The sequence below is a fragment of the Gudongella oleilytica genome, assembly GCF_004101785.1.
GTDB lineage: Bacteria > Bacillota > Clostridia > Tissierellales > Tissierellaceae > Gudongella > Gudongella oleilytica.
In genome coordinates this window covers 1,825,850-1,842,822 of sequence record NZ_CP035130.1, presented here as the reverse complement: position 1 = coordinate 1,842,822, position 16,973 = coordinate 1,825,850, and the positions used below count along the sequence as shown (strand labels likewise).

Sequence of the window (16,973 nt, the reverse complement as noted above, 5' to 3'; positions counted from 1 at the left end):
GGGAGGGATTTTCCCGCTAAACCACAATGAAATGAGGAGGTGGAATTATGGCAAAAAAAGTCATAGCTCTAGTAAAATTGCAAATCCCGGCAGGTAAGGCAACACCAGCCCCACCTGTAGGTACAGCATTGGGACCCCATGGTGTAAACATAATGCAGTTTACTAAGGAGTTCAACGCAAGGACAGCAGACCAGGCAGGCATGATCATTCCGGTTGTACTGACAGTATATCAGGACAGATCCTTTACTTTTATAACGAAGACTCCGCCGGTACCGGTTCTTATTAAGAAGGCTGTCGGAATCGAGTCAGGTTCAAAGGAACCTAACAAGAAAAAGGTAGCTAAGCTGACCCAAGCTCAGGTAAGACAAATAGCTGAGACAAAGATGCCTGACCTAAACGCTGGATCAGTAGAGGCAGCGATGAGCATGGTAGCAGGAACAGCAAGGAGCATGGGAGTAGAGGTAGAACAATAATTATGTGGGAGATTTGATCGCTAATACCACGAGGAGGTTTTAAGTTATGCCAAAGAGAGGAAAAAACTATCAGGAGAGCATGAAGCTTGTTGATAGAACAAAGCTCTATGACACATTAGAGGCATTGGAGCTTGTTCAGCAAACAGCCAAAGCCAAATTTGATGAAACTATAGAATTGTCAGTAAGACTTGGAGTAGACCCAAGACATGCTGATCAGCAGGTAAGAGGAGCAGTAGTCCTTCCACATGGTACTGGAAAGACAAGAAAAGTACTTGTTATCGCCAAGGGCGAGAAGGTAAAGGAAGCTGAGGATGCAGGCGCTGACTTCGTCGGTGGAGACGAAATGGTTGCAAGGATCCAAAACGAGGGATGGCTGGATTTCGATGTAGTAGTCGCTACTCCGGACATGATGGGCGTTGTTGGTAGAATAGGTAGAGTCCTTGGACCAAAAGGACTTATGCCTAACCCAAAATCAGGAACAGTAACCTTCGATATTGAAAAGGCTGTTAATGAGATCAAGGCCGGTAAGGTAGAATACAGAGTAGACAAGGCAAGTATCGTGCATGTTCCCATAGGAAAAGTTTCCTTCGGAACCGATAAGCTTAGAGAAAACTTCCAGGCTATCGTAGAGGCATTGATAAAGGCTAAGCCGGCAGCAGCAAAGGGTAAATACCTTAGAACCGTAACAGTTGCCAGCACTATGGGCCCTGGAGTAAAAATCAATCCAGGAAAACTCACTGAGTAGTTGACACGGTAGAATACATCTGGTACAATTCAAGGGTCAATTAAATAAGGAACCGCAGACAGCAGGTGCCAATGGCTCAATACCCTGCCGAGGTGAGATAATACAAATATGATTATTTGGGTCTCTGCGTGTCTGCGTGTGAGACCCTTGTTTATTAGGAGAAGAAATCAGGAGGTGAACAATGGTGAAGGAACAAACCCTTCAAGCGAAAGCTCAAATAGTTGAGGAAATCAAAGAAAAGATCAGTTCATCTCAATCAATGGTGTTGGTCGATTACAGAGGCCTTAACGTAGCTCAGCTGACTGAACTCAGAAAAAGATACAGAGATGCGGGCGTTGACTACAAGGTTTACAAAAACACAATGATGAGATTTGCATTCAAGGAGCTGGGATTAGAGGAATTCAATGAATTTCTTAAAGGGCCGTCGGCAGTTGCCTTCGGAATCAATGACCCGGTTTCAGCGGCAAAGATTTCAACAGAATTTGCTAAGACAAATGACAAGCTGGAAATCAAGGCTGGTATCGTAGATGGCAAGGTAATCAGTGCTGAGGGAGTAAAGAGCCTGGCAGAGCTTCCACCAAGAGAAGTTCTTATTGCACAGGTACTGGGTGGTTTCAATGCACCGATCCAGGGATTCGCAAATGTTCTTCAGGGAACGATCAGAGGCTTGGCTATTGCTCTTAACGCAATAGCAGAGAAAAAGAGTGCGTAAGCATAATACAAATCGGAGGGATAAATAAAATGGCAAGTGAAAAAGTATTAAATCTTATTGAAGAAGTTAAAAACCTTACAGTATTAGAGCTTTCAGAATTAGTAAAGGCTCTTGAAGAAGAATTCGGAGTAAGCGCATCAGCTCCGATGGCAGTAGCAGCAGCTCCAGTTGCAGGTGCAGCAGCTCCTGTGGAAGAAGAGAAGACTGAGTTCGACGTAATCCTTACATCAGCTGGTGCTGAGAAGATAAAGGTTATCAAGGTTGTTAGAGAGCTTACTGGCCTTGGACTTAAAGAAGCTAAGGATCTTGTAGACGGAGCACCAAAGCCAGTTAAGGAAGCAGTAACAAAAGAAGAAGCAGCTTCCATGAAGGCTAAGCTTGAAGAAGTAGGAGCAGCTGTAGAGGTAAAATAGTTAACTTAAGAGGCTTTCGAGGAAAGCCTCTTTTTTTTCAATAATTCTGTCGTATAAGTGTTTGACAATATGATACTCGTATGATAATGTAATATATTGCATAATAATAATTATAATGGGAATTTTATACGATTAAAGACGACCCGTTATATTGGACGACTGGCAGAAAATTTTACCAAAAGCAAGTGCTTTTGGGTATTTTAGTTTAATGAGGGGTGAAATTTTAATGGTACATCCTGTAACATTTGGAAAGCGGGTCAGAATGAGTTACTCCCGCATCGACGAGGTACTTGATCTGCCCGATCTGATTGAGGTACAGAAATCCTCCTACGATTGGTTTCTCAAGGAAGGATTGAAGGAGGTTTTTGAAGACATCTCCCCCATCCAGGACTACACAGGCAATCTCATTTTGGAATTTGTCGACTACCATATCGGCGAGTCCATAAAATATGATGAGAATGAAGCCCGAGAAAGAGACGCAAATTACTCAGCACCATTGAAGGTCAAGGTAAGGCTAATAAACAAGGGAACCGGTGAGGTGAAGGAGCAGGAGGTATTCATGGGTGAAATGCCGCTGATGACCGACAAGGGTACCTTCATTATCAACGGAGCAGAGAGAGTAGTAGTAAGCCAGCTGGTCAGATCCCCTGGTGTATACTACAACGAAGAAATCGATAAATCCGGCAAGCGGCTTTATTCTTCGACCCTTATCCCTAACAGGGGAGCCTGGCTTGAGTACGAGACTGACTCAAACGACATCGTTTACGTCAGGATCGACAGGACCAGAAAGGTTCCGATAACAACTCTTCTTAGAGCTTTGAAAATTCAATCGGACAGCGAAATAATCGAACTGCTCGGAGAAACTGAGCAGCTGTTGACGACTCTTGAAAAAGACACTACCTCAACTGAAGAGGAGGCTTTGCTTGAAATATACAGAAGACTGAGACCAGGTGAACCGCCGACAGTCGACAGTGCAAAGAGTCTGTTGAACAACCTTTTCTTTGATCCAAGAAGATATGACCTGGCTAAGGTAGGAAGATACAAATTCAACAAGAAACTGGCCCTCTACAGCAGGATAACCGGCAAAAGAGCTGCCCATGACGTGATAGATCCCTCAACTGGCGAGATATTGCTTGAAAAGGGAGAAAAAATCTCCAGGGAAAAGGCTTTGGAGATCGAGGCTACAGGAATAAATACTATAAAGGTCCTCCTTGATGACGGGAAGGAAATAAAAGTATTGAGCAATAATTTTGTCAGTGGAGAAATCTTTGGACTTCCATTCTCTCTGAAGGAGCTTGGCTTGAGAGAAAAGGTATACTTCCCGCTAATGAAGGAGCTTGTGGAGTTGTATCCTGACAAGGAAGAGCTTAAGTCGGCTATAAAAGACAGAATTAAGGAGTTGTCTCCCAAACATATAATCATTGACGATATTGTAGCGAGCATCAATTACGAATTCAACCTGTTCTACGGAATTGGAAATACAGACGACATCGACCATTTAGGCAACAGAAGACTGAGAAGCGTTGGAGAGCTTTTGCAGAACCAGTTCAGGATCGGTCTTGCAAGAATGGAAAGAGTTGTCAGGGAAAGAATGACCATCCAGGATGTCGAGATGGCAATACCCCAAGCTTTGATAAATATAAGGCCGGTTGTTGCTTCTATCAAGGAGTTCTTTGGAAGCAGCCAGCTGTCGCAGTTTATGGATCAGACGAACCCGTTGGCTGAGCTGACTCACAAGAGAAGGATGTCAGCGTTGGGACCAGGCGGTTTAAGCAGAGACAGAGCAGGCTTCGAGGTAAGAGACGTTCACAACTCCCACTATGGAAGAATGTGTCCCATAGAGACGCCTGAAGGACCGAACATCGGACTGATAACCTCCCTGACCACTTATGCAAGGATCAATGAATACGGCTTCATTGAAGCTCCTTACAGAAGAGTCAAAAATGGCAAGGTAACCGGTCATATAGACTATATTACTGCAGATATCGAGTATGAACTGATCATCGCTCAGGCAAATGAAAAGCTTACTGAAGACAATGAATTCGAGAACAAGAGGATAATAGCAAGAGGCAAGGCAGGTGTAGCAGATATATTCAGTCCTGAGGACATCGATTATATGGATGTTTCGCCAAGGCAGATAGTATCAGTCGGTACAGCAATGATACCATTCCTTGAGAATGACGACGCCAACCGGGCTCTGATGGGTGCCAACATGCAAAGACAGGCAGTTCCACTTTTGGTCACTGAAGCTCCTATTATCGGAACGGGCATCGAGTACAAGGCAGCCAAGGATTCAGGAGTTGTTGTGGTTGCCAGAAACTCCGGAGTCGTACACAAGGTAACCTCCAGTGAAATATTGATCAGAAGAGATTCGGATAACCAGATTGACAGATATAAGCTTTTGAAGTTCAAGAGATCAAACCAGGGCACAACGATAAACCAGAGACCGATTGTCAAGGCTGGGGAAAAGATCGAGAGAGATCAGATAATTGCCGATGGTCCGAGTACAGATCAGGGCGAGATAGCACTTGGCAAGAACCTGCTTATAGCATTTATGACCTGGGAGGGGTATAACTACGAGGACGCGATACTCCTTAATGAAAGACTTGTCATAGAGGACGTTCTTACCTCAGTTCATATTGAGGAGTACGAGTCAGAGGCAAGAGATACAAAGCTGGGTCCGGAGGAAATAACCAGAGATATTCCTAACGTTGGAGAGGAAATGCTAAAGGATCTCAACGAAAAAGGTATCATCAGGATCGGAGCGGAGGTAAAGGCCGGAGATATTTTGGTCGGGAAGGTTACTCCTAAGGGAGAAACTGAGCTTACAGCTGAGGAAAGACTTCTAAGGGCCATATTCGGTGAAAAAGCAAGAGAGGTCAGAGACACATCTTTGAGAGTGCCTCATGGCGAAACCGGTATCATCGTTGATGTGAAGATCTACTCCAGAGACAACGGCGATGAGCTGCCTCCTGGCGTAAATCAAATGGTCAGGGTATATATAGCAACCAAGAGAAAAATAAATGTCGGAGACAAAATGTGTGGAAGACATGGAAACAAGGGTGTCATCTCCAGGATTATGCCTCAGGAGGACATGCCTTATATGCCGGACGGAACCCCTGTTGACGTAGTGCTGAATCCTCTTGGAGTACCATCCCGTATGAACCTGGGACAGGTATTGGAGGTCCACCTTGGACTTGCAGCCAAGAAGCTTGGTATAAACATTGCCACGCCGGTATTTGACGGGGCAAACGAGGAAGACATCATGGAAGCCCTGAGAAAAGCCGATTATCCGGAAAATGGAAAGATCAATCTCAGAGACGGCCGTACAGGAGAGGAATTCGCAAATCCCGTAACAGTGGGATATATGTATATGCTTAAGCTTCACCATCTTGTAGACGATAAGATCCACGCCAGATCGACGGGACCTTATTCACTGGTAACTCAACAGCCACTGGGTGGAAAGGCACAGTTTGGAGGTCAGAGATTTGGTGAGATGGAGGTGTGGGCCCTGGAGGCATATGGCGCAGCCCATACTCTGCAGGAGATCCTTACTGTAAAATCTGACGATATAATTGGAAGAGTAAAAACTTATGAAGCCATAGTCAAAGGCGAGAATATTCCTGAACCGGGTATACCTGAATCCTTCAAGGTACTGATCAAGGAGCTGCAAAGCTTGGCGCTTGATATTAAGGTAATGGGTGAGCAAAGAGAGGAGATCCCGATAAAGGAATCTACTGATGATGACTTGACGGAGCTCGATCTGCTGACTGATGATTCAGCAAGAGGAAGATTGTTCCTCGATGATGAGGAAGATGAGGACGAGGACGCTGACTTTGGATCCAAATCAAAGACTATATCTAAAAAGCCTGTTGCGGAGATTCCAAAGGGATTCCTGATAGAAGAGGACGATGAGGAAGATTTCCCTGGATTAGATGACGAGGATTTGGATTAAGGAAGGCTTCATATAATATTATGAAAGGAGAGAATGCTCCTTGGCAACTGATAAAATCATAACCCCAGAGCAGGAAATTGAGGATGCAAGTATAAATTCACCTGATAAGCTGAATATCTCCGATGCAGGTCCCAACGACAAGGTGTTTACCTTCGACTCCATAAGGATCGGGCTTGCATCACCGGAGAAAATACGACAATGGTCGAAGGGTGAGGTCAAAAAGCCGGAGACTATAAATTACAGGACTTTGAAGCCGGAGAAGGAAGGCTTGTTCTGTGAAAAGATTTTCGGACCTACTAAGGACTGGGAATGTCACTGCGGCAAATATAAAAGAGTAAGATACAAGGGCGTTGTATGCGACAGATGTGGAGTCGAGGTAACCAAGGCAAAGGTAAGAAGAGAGAGGCTGGGACACATCGAGCTTGCAGCTCCCGTATCTCACATCTGGTATTTTAAGGGTATACCAAGCCGTATGGGTCTTATACTTGACATGAGTCCAAGAGCTCTTGAAAAAGTGCTTTATTTCGCTTCATATATTGTTACAGATCCGGGAGATACTGCAATGTACGAAAAACAGCTTCTCACAGAGGCTGAATACAGGGATGCCCTGGATAAGTACCACAATAAGTTCAAAGCAATGATGGGTGCGGAGGCGATCAAGACCCTGCTTGAGAGGATAGACCTTGAGGCGGATTCAAAGGAGCTTAAGGCTCAGCTTAAGGACGCTACCGGACAGAAAAAGATCAGGATCACAAGGAGACTCGAGGTAGTTGAGGCATTCAGAAAGTCCGGAAACAGACCGGAGTGGATGATCCTCGACGTAGTGCCGGTAATACCGCCGGATCTCAGGCCGATGGTACAGCTGGACGGCGGAAGATTCGCAACCTCTGACCTTAATGATCTTTACAGAAGAGTAATAAACAGGAACAACAGGTTAAAGAGACTTCTTGACCTTGGAGCACCGGATATAATAGTAAGAAATGAAAAAAGAATGCTTCAGGAAGCTGTTGATGCTCTGATTGACAACGGCAGAAGAGGCAGGCCGGTAACAGGGCCCGGGAACAGACCGCTTAAGTCCCTTTCAGACATGCTCAAGGGCAAGCAGGGAAGATTCAGACAGAACCTTCTTGGGAAGCGTGTAGATTATTCCGGAAGATCAGTAATAGTCGTAGGCCCTGAGCTGAAATTTTACCAGTGCGGTCTTCCTAAGAAGATGGCATTGGAGTTGTTCAAGCCGTTTGTCATGAAAAAGCTTGTAGAAGATGGTCATGCTCACAATATAAAGAGTGCAAAGAGAATGGTTGAAAGAGTCAAGCCTCAGGTTTGGGACGTTCTGGAGTCTGTAATAAAGGACCATCCCGTACTTCTGAACAGAGCCCCTACTCTTCACAGACTTGGGATCCAGGCGTTTGAGCCGGTGCTTGTAGAAGGCAAGGCAATAAAGCTCCATCCTCTGGTTTGTACTGCATATAATGCTGACTTCGATGGAGACCAGATGGCAGTGCACGTTCCATTGTCAACTGAAGCTCAGGCTGAAGCAAGACTGTTGATGCTTTCTACAAACAATATTCTTGCACCAAAGGACGGAAAACCAATAACCACTCCTTCTCAGGACATGGTATTGGGAAGCTACTACCTGACTGTGGCCAGAGAGGGAGAGGCTGGAGAAGGCAAGATATTCAAGGACTTCGATGAGATGCTCCATGCTTACCACAATGGAGACATTGGCATTCACGCAAGGGTGAAGGTAAGAGTCAAGCTGGACAAGGAAGACAAGGGCAAGCTTGTTGAAAGCACCGTTGGAAGATTTATTTTCAACGAGAATATTCCACAGGACCTTGGATTCGTCGACAGGGAGAATGACCTCTACTCGCTTGAAGTAGACAGAGTAGTTGATAAAAAGTTCTTAAGCCTTATAATAGATAAATGCTTCAGAAAGCATGGCAATGCAGTCACTTCAGATACTCTGGATCATATCAAGGAGATGGGCTTCAAATACTCCACAGTCGGTGCTATATCGATCTCCATGGGAGATGTCATCGTACCTGATGAGAAGCCGGCAATGATCAAGCTGGCAGAGGAAGAAGTAGACAAGTTTGAGAAGTCCTACAGAAGAGGACTTATCTCCGACGATGAGAGATATGAAAAGGTAATTGAAATCTGGAACCAGACAACTGAGGATGTAACAGACGTCCTTATGAAGGGCCTGGATCCCATGAATAATATATATATCATGGCAATTTCAGGAGCGAGAGGAAGCAAGAACCAGATCAGACAGCTTGCAGGAATGCGTGGACTAATGGCCAGTGCATCAGGACGTACTGTCGAGGTTCCAATAAAGTCTAACTTCCGAGAGGGACTTTCAGTACTTGAGTTCTTTATCTCAACGCACGGCTCCAGAAAGGGACTTGCTGATACAGCACTTAGAACGGCAGACTCAGGATATCTTACCAGAAGACTTGTCGACGTCAGCCAGGATGTTATCGTAAGAGAAGTAGACTGCGGTACAGATCAGTATTTCCTGGTAAAGGCATTTACTGACGGAAAGGAAGTCCTTGAAGAGCTGAGGGACAGAATTGACGGAAGATATACCTTTGAGGATATAGTTCATCCTGAAACAGGAGAGGTCATGGTTAAGGCGAACACTATGATCAGCGAGGATATGGCTGACAAAATCCAAAGTGTCGGTATCAAGGAAGTAAAGGTACGCTCAGTTCTTGGATGCAAAGCCAAGTTTGGTGTTTGCGCACATTGCTACGGCAGGAACCTTGCTACCGGAAAGGAAGTCAATATCGGAGAGGCAGTTGGAATAATAGCAGCTCAGTCCATAGGTGAGCCTGGAACTCAGCTTACGATGAGAACCTTCCACACCGGTGGAGTTGCGGCAGCTGCTGACATCACACAGGGTCTCCCCAGGGTCGAGGAGCTTTTTGAAGCAAGAAAACCAAAGGGACTTGCGGTGATCTCAGAGATCGACGGGGTGGTGAGCCTCAACGAGAATAAAAGAAGGAAAGAAGTTATCGTTACCTCCGAAAGTGGAGAAACGGCAACCTACAGTATAGTTTATGGATCAAGGATCAAGGTAAAACCTGGTGATATTATAGAGGCTGGAGACGAGCTTACCGAGGGTTCTGTCAACCCGCATGACATCCTGAGAATAAAGGGCGTGAAGGGCGTACAGAATTACATCGTCAAGGAAGTTCAACGTGTATACAGACTGCAGGGTGTAGATATCAACGACAAGCATATCGAGATAATAGTCAAGCAGATGCTTGGCAAGGTAAAGATTGAGAACTCAGGAGATACTGACATGCTGCCAGGCAGCCTTGTAAATGTACTTGAGTTTGAGGATACCAACAAAAGGGTAACAGAGGAAGGCGGAACGCCTGCAGTCGGAAGGATGACCTTACTGGGAATCACCAAGGCATCGCTGGCAACTGACTCATTCCTGTCTGCAGCCTCATTCCAGGAGACAACAAGAGTTCTTACTGAAGCCGCAATAAAGGGCAAGGAAGATTTCCTTCTTGGGCTTAAGGAGAACGTAATAATCGGTAAACTTATACCAGCTGGAACGGGAATGAAGAGGTATAAGAATGTCGAAATTCTGGACTCTGAGACAAAGTCAGTGGAAGAAAATTTTGTTGACAGTGCTAATCTCTAATGTTAGAATGATTAAGTGTGCAAACTTGTGAGATTCTTGATGACATAAAGATTATGTGGCCAAATGGCCACATAATCTTTGGCATGTTCTAAGGAGGAAGAAAGAATGCTTTCAATGTTAAAGACACATGACAAAATAGTTGGGGCGAAGCAGGTTAAAAGAGCCCTTGCAAAGACAGGTGTCGAGATGGTTTTTATAGCCCTTGACGCCGATAGGAAAGTGACAGGTGAGATTGAGGAGCTTTGTCGCTTGAGGTCTGTTCCCATTACCTACGTAGACAGGATGGAGGAGTTGGGAGAGGCCTGTGGGATAGATATTAATGCGGCAGTCGCTGCGTTATTAAATAAAAATTAGAAGGAGGTGCCTTAATGCCAACAATTAACCAGCTTGTTAGAAGAGGAAGAGAAAAGGTAGTCTACAAATCAAAGTCCCCAGCGCTTGGAATGTCATTGAACACTCTTAAGAAAAGGGAATCAGAAGCTAACTCACCACAAAAAAGAGGTGTTTGCGTAGCTGTTAGAACTGTAACCCCGAAGAAGCCTAACTCAGCTTTGAGAAAGGTCGCAAGAGTAAGACTTACAAACGGACTTGAAGTTGCTGCCTACATTCCTGGAATCGGACATAATCTTCAGGAGCACAGCGTTGTTCTTATAAGAGGTGGAAGAGTTAAAGACCTTCCAGGTGTTCGTTACCACATCATCAGAGGTACGCTGGATACCGCAGGTGTCGACAAGAGACTCCAGGCAAGATCCAAGTATGGTGCCAAGAGACCAAAGAAGGTTAAGAAGTAAAGTGCTTGAAATGCTAACTACTTTAATATAGATGCATTTTGAGGCGCGACGGCTACGGCCGAGTACCAATGAATTTACTCTATATAGTTGAGGAGGGAAGAATAGTGCCTAGAAAAGGACATGTGCCAAAAAGAGAGGTTATGCCAGATCCGATCTACAATGATGTGGTAGTAACCAAGCTTATTAACGGAATTATGCTTGACGGGAAAAAGGGTATCGCAGAAAACATCGTTTACGGTGCGTTCGATATGATTGCCCAAAAGACAGGAGATGACCCATTAGAGGTTTTCTACAAGGCAATGAACAACATCATGCCTGTGCTTGAGGTTAAGGCAAGAAGGATCGGTGGTGCAAACTACCAGGTTCCAATAGAGGTTAGAGCTGAAAGAAGACAAACGTTAGGACTCAGGTGGTTGGTTACCTACTCGAGAAACAGAGGAGAGAAGACCATGGTTGAGAAGCTTGCAAAGGAATTGATGGATGCAGCAAACGGTCTTGGCTCAAGTGTTAAAAAGAGAGAAGATACACATAAAATGGCTGAAGCCAACAAGGCTTTTGCACACTACAGATTCTAGTAAGTGTCATATTGCATAAATGTGTGGATGGGACTGATTAGTAGGTAATTAAGGAGGAAAAATTGTGCCAAGACAAGTATCACTTGAAAGAACCAGAAACATCGGCATAATGGCTCACATCGACGCAGGAAAAACGACCACCACAGAAAGAATTCTATTTTATACAGGTAAAATACACAAAGTAGGCGAGACCCACGAGGGTGGAGCCCAAATGGACTGGATGGAGCAGGAACAAGAAAGAGGTATCACTATCACCTCTGCTGCAACTACAGCTTTCTGGAAGGATCACAGGATCAACATCATAGATACACCAGGGCATGTTGATTTTACTGTTGAAGTTGAAAGATCCCTGCGCGTACTTGATGGAGCTGTTGCTTTATTTTGTGCTAAAGGAGGAGTAGAGCCTCAGTCGGAGACTGTTTGGAGACAAGCGGACAAATACCGCGTACCCAGATTGGCTTTCGTAAACAAAATGGATATAACAGGTGCTGACTATTACAGAGCGGTAAGTATGATGAAGGACAGGCTTAAGGCCAATGCAGTTCCTATTCAGCTTCCGATCGGAAAGGAAGACACCTTTGTTGGAATGGTTGACCTTGTAACGATGAAGGCAAGGATATACAAGGACGATTTGGGACAGGAGATCGAGATCACAGACATTCCCCAGGATATGGCAGGAATGGCTGAAGAGTACAGAGAAAAGCTTATAGAAGCGATTTCTGAGTACGATGAGACTCTGATGATGAAATACCTCGAAGGGGAAGCTCTTAACGAGGAAGAGATTAAAGCTGGAATAAGACAAGCGACGATAGATGTTAAGATGACCCCTGTTCTTTGCGGATCATCCTACAAAAATAAGGGAGTCCAGATCCTTTTGGATGCTGTTCTGGATTACCTGCCTTCACCACTTGATATTCCTCCGGTAGTTGGTATAAATCCATCTACTGATGCAGAGGAATTAAGACATGCAGACGACAGCGAGCCTTTCTCAGCATTGGCCTTTAAGATAGTTACAGACCCATTTGTAGGCAAGCTTGCTTACTTCAGGGTATATTCCGGTTCCCTAAAGGCTGGAAGCTATGTAACAAACTCCACAAAGGGCAAGAAGGAAAGAATCGGCAGGATCCTTTTGATGCATGCAAACAAGCGAGAAGAGGTTGAAGAGGTTTATGCCGGCGATATCGCTGCAGCAGTAGGTCTTAAGGATACTACTACTGGAGACACACTTAGCATCGACACAAATCCTATCGTACTTGAATCTATGGTATTCCCTGAGCCGGTTATCCATGTCGCTATTGAACCAAAGACAAAGGCCAGCCAGGAAAAAATGTCCATTGCACTTGCCAAACTTGCAGAAGAGGACCCAACCTTCAGGACATATACTGACGAAGAAACAGGACAGACTATTATCGCCGGTATGGGCGAGCTTCACCTTGAGATCATCGTAGACAGACTTCTCAGAGAATTTAAGGTGGAAGCAAACGTCGGTAGCCCTCAGGTTGCCTACAAGGAGTCTATTTCCAGGCCAGCTGATGCTGAAGGCAAGTATGTAAGACAATCAGGCGGTAGAGGACAATACGGTCATTGTAAGCTTAAGGTAGAGCCTAATGAACCTGGCAAAGGCTATGAGTTCATTAATGCTATCGTAGGTGGAGCAATACCAAGAGAATTTATCAATCCAATCAACAACGGGATCCAGGAGGCATTGGAATCTGGAATTCTGGGCGGTTACCCTGTACTGGATGTAAAGGTAACCCTTTATGATGGATCTTACCATGACGTTGACTCATCAGAAATGGCGTTTAAGATAGCGGGATCAATGGGAGTTAGAGAAGCCCTTAGAAAGGCTGGACCTACTCTGCTTGAGCCTATGATGAAGGTAGAGGTTACAGTACCTGAGGAATACATGGGGGATGTAATCGGAGATATCAACTCAAGAAGAGGCAAGATGGAAGGAATGGAGTTAGTCAGCGGAGCACAGATAATCAGAGCATATGTGCCGCTGTCAGAAATGTTCGGTTATGCAACGGACCTTAGATCAAACACCCAGGGTAGAGGACTTTACTCGATGCAATTCGACCATTACGAGCCAGTTCCTGCAAGTATATCTGAAAAGGTATTGGGAAACAAATAAAGCAATCAAGGGAGGATCAAGAAATGGGTAAGCAAAAATTTGAAAGAACGAAACCCCACGTTAACGTAGGAACAATAGGCCACGTTGACCACGGTAAAACCACACTGACAGCAGCGATAACATTAGTATTGAACAAGAGATTCGGAACAGGTGAATTCATCGACTACGCACACATAGACAAGGCACCTGAGGAGAGAGAAAGAGGAATCACCATATCTACATCCCACGTAGAGTATGAGACAGCAAACAGACACTACGCACACGTAGACTGCCCAGGCCATGCTGACTATGTAAAGAACATGATCACCGGAGCAGCACAGATGGACGGAGCAATCCTTGTAGTATCGGCAGCAGACGGCCCAATGCCACAAACAAGAGAGCACATCCTACTGTCAAGGCAGGTAGGAGTACCTAAGATAGTAGTATTCCTTAACAAGGAAGACATGGTAGACGACCCTGAGCTAATCGAGCTTGTAGAGATGGAAGTAAGAGAGCTTCTGACAGAGTACGAATTCGATGGCGACAACACACCGATCGTAGCAGGATCAGCATTGAAGGCACTTGATGATCCAATGGGACCATGGGGAGACAAGATAGTTAAGCTGATGGAAGAAGTAGACACATACATTCCACAGCCACAAAGAGAGATAGACAAGCCATTCCTGATGCCAGTAGAGGACGTATTTTCAATCACAGGAAGAGGAACAGTAGCAACAGGCAGAGTAGAAAGAGGAGTAGTAAAGACCGGCGACAACGTAGAGATAGTAGGTCTAACAGAAGAGTCCAGAACAGTAGTAGTAACCGGAGTAGAGATGTTCAGGAAGCTTCTTGACGAGGCACAGGCAGGAGACAACATAGGAGTGCTTCTAAGAGGAGTACAAAGAACTGAGATCGAAAGAGGCCAGGTACTTGCAAAGCCGAAGTCAATAAAGCCCCATACAAAGTTTGACTCAGAGGTATTCGTACTGAGCAAGGAAGAGGGCGGAAGACATACCCCATTCTTCAACGGCTACAGACCACAGTTCTACTTCAGGACAACAGACGTAACAGGCAATATCAAGCTTGAAGAAGGCGTAGAGATGGTAATGCCGGGAGACAACGCAAGATTTTCGATCGAGCTTATCACACCGATCGCGATGGAAGAAGGATTGAGATTCGCGATAAGAGAAGGCGGAAGAACAGTAGGAGCAGGCGTTGTAACTAAGGTTTACGAATAATTTATAAAAGCATACTTGCGATACTTGAAAGAAGGGGTTTTACTCCTTCTTTCGGTGTCGTTCAAGCTCATGAAAAGACATCGAATTTTCGAGGCAAAACAGTAAAAAATACTTGTGTTTTGCTTTGTTTTGATGTAAACTATATTAGTGTTTTGATTTAGACATTGCGATGAGGCAAAAGGTTGCTGCATTTGCAGGGAATTTTTGCTGAGAATGTCCGGTTATAAATCGGGCGGCTGAGATCCGTAAATTTTAAAAAAAATAGAAAACACCCGGGAGGGTGTATCGGTGTCTCAAGTCGCATGTAGAGTATCAACATGCGATAGAAGGAGGGAAATTAAATGTCAAACAAGCAAAAAATAAGAATCAGGTTGAAGGCTTACGATCATGAGCTGCTGGATTCATCAGCACAGAGAATCGTAGAAACTGCTAAGAGGACAGGGGCTTCCGTATCAGGTCCGGTTCCATTGCCGACAGAGAAGGAGATCATAACTATCCTTAGAGCGGTTCATAAGTACAAGGATTCCAGAGAGCAATTCGAGCAAAGAACTCATAAGAGACTTATCGATATCCTCAACCCGAATCAAAAGACGGTCGATTCACTAATGAAGCTGAATCTTCCTGCAGGCGTAGACATAGAGATAAAACTATAATAATTTATATGATTGCCAAAGAGGCAATCCGCTATAAAGTCGGAGGTGTAAAGCAATGAAAAACATGTTGGGCAAAAAAGTTGGTATGACTCAAATTTTCAAGGAAGACGGAACTTTGGTTCCAGTTACTGTAATCGAAGCTGGTCCGCTTTTCGTAGTTCAGAAGAAGACAGTGGAGAAGGACGGATACAATGCGATTCAGGTTGGATTCGGCGATGTCAAGGAGAAGAGAATGACTAAGCCCGCTAAGGGTCACTTTGACAAAGCAAATGTTGCTTACAGAAAGTTCCTTAGAGAATTCAAGGTCGAGAATCCTGATGAGTTTGAAATAGGCCAAGAGATAAAGGCAGATGTATTTTCCGAGGGAGACATGGTTGATGTGACCGGAAGCTCCAAGGGAAAAGGAACAGCCGGCGTAATCAAGAGACACGGCTTTGGAAGAGGTAGAGAGACTCATGGTTCCAAGTTCCACAGAATGCCTGGTGGTATGTCAGCAGGTACCTATCCCGGGAGAGTATTCAAGGGACACAGAATGATGGGCAGAATGGGTAACGAAAGAGTTACTGTTCAAAATCTTGAGGTTGTAAGAGTGGACTCTGAAAAGAACCTGATACTTGTTAAGGGAGCAGTTCCCGGACCAAAAAAGGGTCTTGTATCCATCAAGGCAACCGTTAAAAAGTAATAATCCAGGCGGAAAGGAGGATGCAAAATGCCTAAAGTTAATGTATATAACATGCAAGGTGAAATAGTAGAAGAGATGGAGCTGAGTGAAGAAATATTCGGCGTTGAAATAAACGAGCACGTTGTCTACGAGGTTGTCAAGAACCAATTGGCAAACAGGAGACAGGGTACACAGTCTGCCAAGACGAGAGCTGAAGTTAGAGGTGGTGGTAGAAAGCCATGGAGACAGAAAGGCACCGGCAGGGCAAGACAAGGAAGCATCAGATCCCCACAATGGAAGGGCGGCGGAGTTGTTTTCGCACCTAAGCCAAGAGATTACAGCTACAGCGTACCGAAGAAAGTCAGAAGACTGGCTCTTAAGTCAGTGCTTACCGACAAGCTTCAAAACAATGAGATGATAGTTGTCGATCAACTAAGCTTTGATGCTCCAAAGACAAAGGAAATGAAGAAGGTTCTTGCTAACCTTAAGGCTGATAAGAAGGCATTGATAGTTATGGCAGAGAAGGACGCCAACGTTATCAGATCTGCAAACAACATACCAAATATTGCAACCGCACTTGTCAACACTATCAACGTTTACGACATACTGAAGTACAACTCATTCATAATAACGAAAGAGGCTGTTAAAAGAGTCGAGGAGGTGTATGCATAATGCGTATCCCACACGATATTATCATTAAACCGATAATTACCGAGAAGAGCATGGAGGATATGTCCTTCAACAAATATACATTCGCAGTTGACAAGAAAGCTAATAAATCTGAGATCAAAAAAGCGGTAGAGACGATTTTCGGAGTAAAGGTTGAAAAGGTCAACACTATGAACATGCTTGGGAAAATGAAGAGACAAGGAATTCACAGCGGAAGAAGACCAAGCTGGAAAAAAGCAATTGTGAAGCTTACTGATGACTCCAAGAAGATTGAGTTCTTCGAAGGGATGGAATAATTAGGAGATAAAAGGAGG

General features: G+C 44.7%; 15 protein-coding genes and 1 other annotated feature. All 15 genes read left to right on the top strand.

Annotated features, from left to right (window positions below; genetic code table 11):
* The first annotated feature begins 47 nt into the window (after positions 1 to 47).
* Complete coding sequence (gene rplK, locus EC328_RS08925; protein ID WP_128426467.1) at positions 48 to 473, top strand: 50S ribosomal protein L11; 426 nt, start codon at positions 48 to 50, stop codon at positions 471 to 473.
* Positions 474 to 519: 46 nt separating this feature from the next.
* Positions 520 to 1,218, top strand: coding sequence for a 50S ribosomal protein L1 (gene rplA, locus EC328_RS08920; protein ID WP_128426466.1), 699 nt, complete (start codon positions 520 to 522; stop codon positions 1,216 to 1,218).
* Positions 1,219 to 1,252: 34 nt separating this feature from the next.
* Positions 1,253 to 1,380: a sequence feature (ribosomal protein L10 leader region), on the top strand.
* 22 nt (positions 1,381 to 1,402) lie between these two features.
* The gene (rplJ, locus tag EC328_RS08915; RefSeq protein WP_128427036.1) at positions 1,403 to 1,930 is read left to right on the top strand and encodes a 50S ribosomal protein L10; all 528 of its coding nucleotides are present in this window, start codon (positions 1,403 to 1,405) and stop codon (positions 1,928 to 1,930) included.
* Between the two features lie 29 nt (positions 1,931 to 1,959).
* A complete protein-coding gene (gene rplL / locus EC328_RS08910; RefSeq protein ID WP_128426465.1) occupies positions 1,960 to 2,343 on the top strand; it encodes a 50S ribosomal protein L7/L12 in 384 nt (127 codons plus the stop codon).
* A 226-nt stretch (positions 2,344 to 2,569) separates the two neighbouring features.
* A complete protein-coding gene (rpoB, locus tag EC328_RS08905) occupies positions 2,570 to 6,298 on the top strand; it encodes a DNA-directed RNA polymerase subunit beta (RefSeq protein WP_128427035.1) in 3,729 nt (1,242 codons plus the stop codon).
* A 142-nt stretch (positions 6,299 to 6,440) separates the two neighbouring features.
* Positions 6,441 to 9,959: a DNA-directed RNA polymerase subunit beta' gene (rpoC, locus tag EC328_RS08900; protein WP_128427034.1), complete on the top strand. Its 3,519-nt coding sequence runs from the start codon at positions 6,441 to 6,443 to the stop codon at positions 9,957 to 9,959.
* Positions 9,960 to 10,064: 105 nt separating this feature from the next.
* Complete coding sequence (locus tag EC328_RS08895; RefSeq protein WP_128426464.1) at positions 10,065 to 10,313, top strand: ribosomal L7Ae/L30e/S12e/Gadd45 family protein; 249 nt, start codon at positions 10,065 to 10,067, stop codon at positions 10,311 to 10,313.
* 14 nt (positions 10,314 to 10,327) lie between these two features.
* On the top strand, positions 10,328 to 10,750 hold the full coding sequence (gene rpsL, locus EC328_RS08890) for a 30S ribosomal protein S12 (RefSeq protein ID WP_128426463.1): 423 nt from the start codon (positions 10,328 to 10,330) through the stop codon (positions 10,748 to 10,750).
* A gap of 104 nt (positions 10,751 to 10,854) precedes the next feature.
* Entirely contained in the window at positions 10,855 to 11,325 is a 471-nt protein-coding gene (rpsG, locus tag EC328_RS08885; RefSeq protein ID WP_128426462.1) for a 30S ribosomal protein S7, read from the top strand.
* A gap of 64 nt (positions 11,326 to 11,389) precedes the next feature.
* Entirely contained in the window at positions 11,390 to 13,459 is a 2,070-nt protein-coding gene (gene fusA / locus EC328_RS08880; protein WP_128426461.1) for an elongation factor G, read from the top strand.
* A gap of 23 nt (positions 13,460 to 13,482) precedes the next feature.
* Entirely contained in the window at positions 13,483 to 14,676 is a 1,194-nt protein-coding gene (gene tuf / locus EC328_RS08875) for an elongation factor Tu (protein ID WP_128426460.1), read from the top strand.
* 341 nt (positions 14,677 to 15,017) lie between these two features.
* Positions 15,018 to 15,329, top strand: a complete 312-nt coding sequence (gene rpsJ / locus EC328_RS08870; protein ID WP_128426459.1) for a 30S ribosomal protein S10 — start codon at positions 15,018 to 15,020, stop codon at positions 15,327 to 15,329.
* A 55-nt stretch (positions 15,330 to 15,384) separates the two neighbouring features.
* Entirely contained in the window at positions 15,385 to 16,011 is a 627-nt protein-coding gene (gene rplC, locus EC328_RS08865) for a 50S ribosomal protein L3 (RefSeq protein ID WP_128426458.1), read from the top strand.
* Between the two features lie 27 nt (positions 16,012 to 16,038).
* Positions 16,039 to 16,662 carry a 50S ribosomal protein L4 gene (gene rplD / locus EC328_RS08860; RefSeq protein ID WP_128426457.1) on the top strand — a complete coding sequence of 208 codons (624 nt, stop codon included), beginning with the start codon at positions 16,039 to 16,041 and terminating at the stop codon, positions 16,660 to 16,662.
* Positions 16,662 to 16,955 carry a 50S ribosomal protein L23 gene (gene rplW, locus EC328_RS08855; RefSeq protein ID WP_128426456.1) on the top strand — a complete coding sequence of 98 codons (294 nt, stop codon included), beginning with the start codon at positions 16,662 to 16,664 and terminating at the stop codon, positions 16,953 to 16,955. Before rplD ends, rplW begins: the two co-directional genes overlap by 1 nt.
* Positions 16,956 to 16,973 lie beyond the last annotated feature (18 nt).

What these genes read in the sequence shown, in the direction of transcription:
- rplK (WP_128426467.1), top strand. Translation starts at nt 48, where the DNA reads ATGGCAAAAAAAGTCATAGCTCTAGTAAAATTGCAAATCCCGGCAGGT.
- rplA (WP_128426466.1), top strand. Translation starts at nt 520, where the DNA reads ATGCCAAAGAGAGGAAAAAACTATCAGGAGAGCATGAAGCTTGTTGAT.
- rplL (WP_128426465.1), top strand. Translation starts at nt 1,960, where the DNA reads ATGGCAAGTGAAAAAGTATTAAATCTTATTGAAGAAGTTAAAAACCTT.
- rpoB (WP_128427035.1), top strand. Translation starts at nt 2,570, where the DNA reads ATGGTACATCCTGTAACATTTGGAAAGCGGGTCAGAATGAGTTACTCC.
- EC328_RS08895 (WP_128426464.1), top strand. Translation starts at nt 10,065, where the DNA reads ATGCTTTCAATGTTAAAGACACATGACAAAATAGTTGGGGCGAAGCAG.
- rpsL (WP_128426463.1), top strand. Translation starts at nt 10,328, where the DNA reads ATGCCAACAATTAACCAGCTTGTTAGAAGAGGAAGAGAAAAGGTAGTC.
- tuf (WP_128426460.1), top strand. Translation starts at nt 13,483, where the DNA reads ATGGGTAAGCAAAAATTTGAAAGAACGAAACCCCACGTTAACGTAGGA.
- rpsJ (WP_128426459.1), top strand. Translation starts at nt 15,018, where the DNA reads ATGTCAAACAAGCAAAAAATAAGAATCAGGTTGAAGGCTTACGATCAT.
- rplC (WP_128426458.1), top strand. Translation starts at nt 15,385, where the DNA reads ATGAAAAACATGTTGGGCAAAAAAGTTGGTATGACTCAAATTTTCAAG.
- rplD (WP_128426457.1), top strand. Translation starts at nt 16,039, where the DNA reads ATGCCTAAAGTTAATGTATATAACATGCAAGGTGAAATAGTAGAAGAG.
- rplW (WP_128426456.1), top strand. Translation starts at nt 16,662, where the DNA reads ATGCGTATCCCACACGATATTATCATTAAACCGATAATTACCGAGAAG.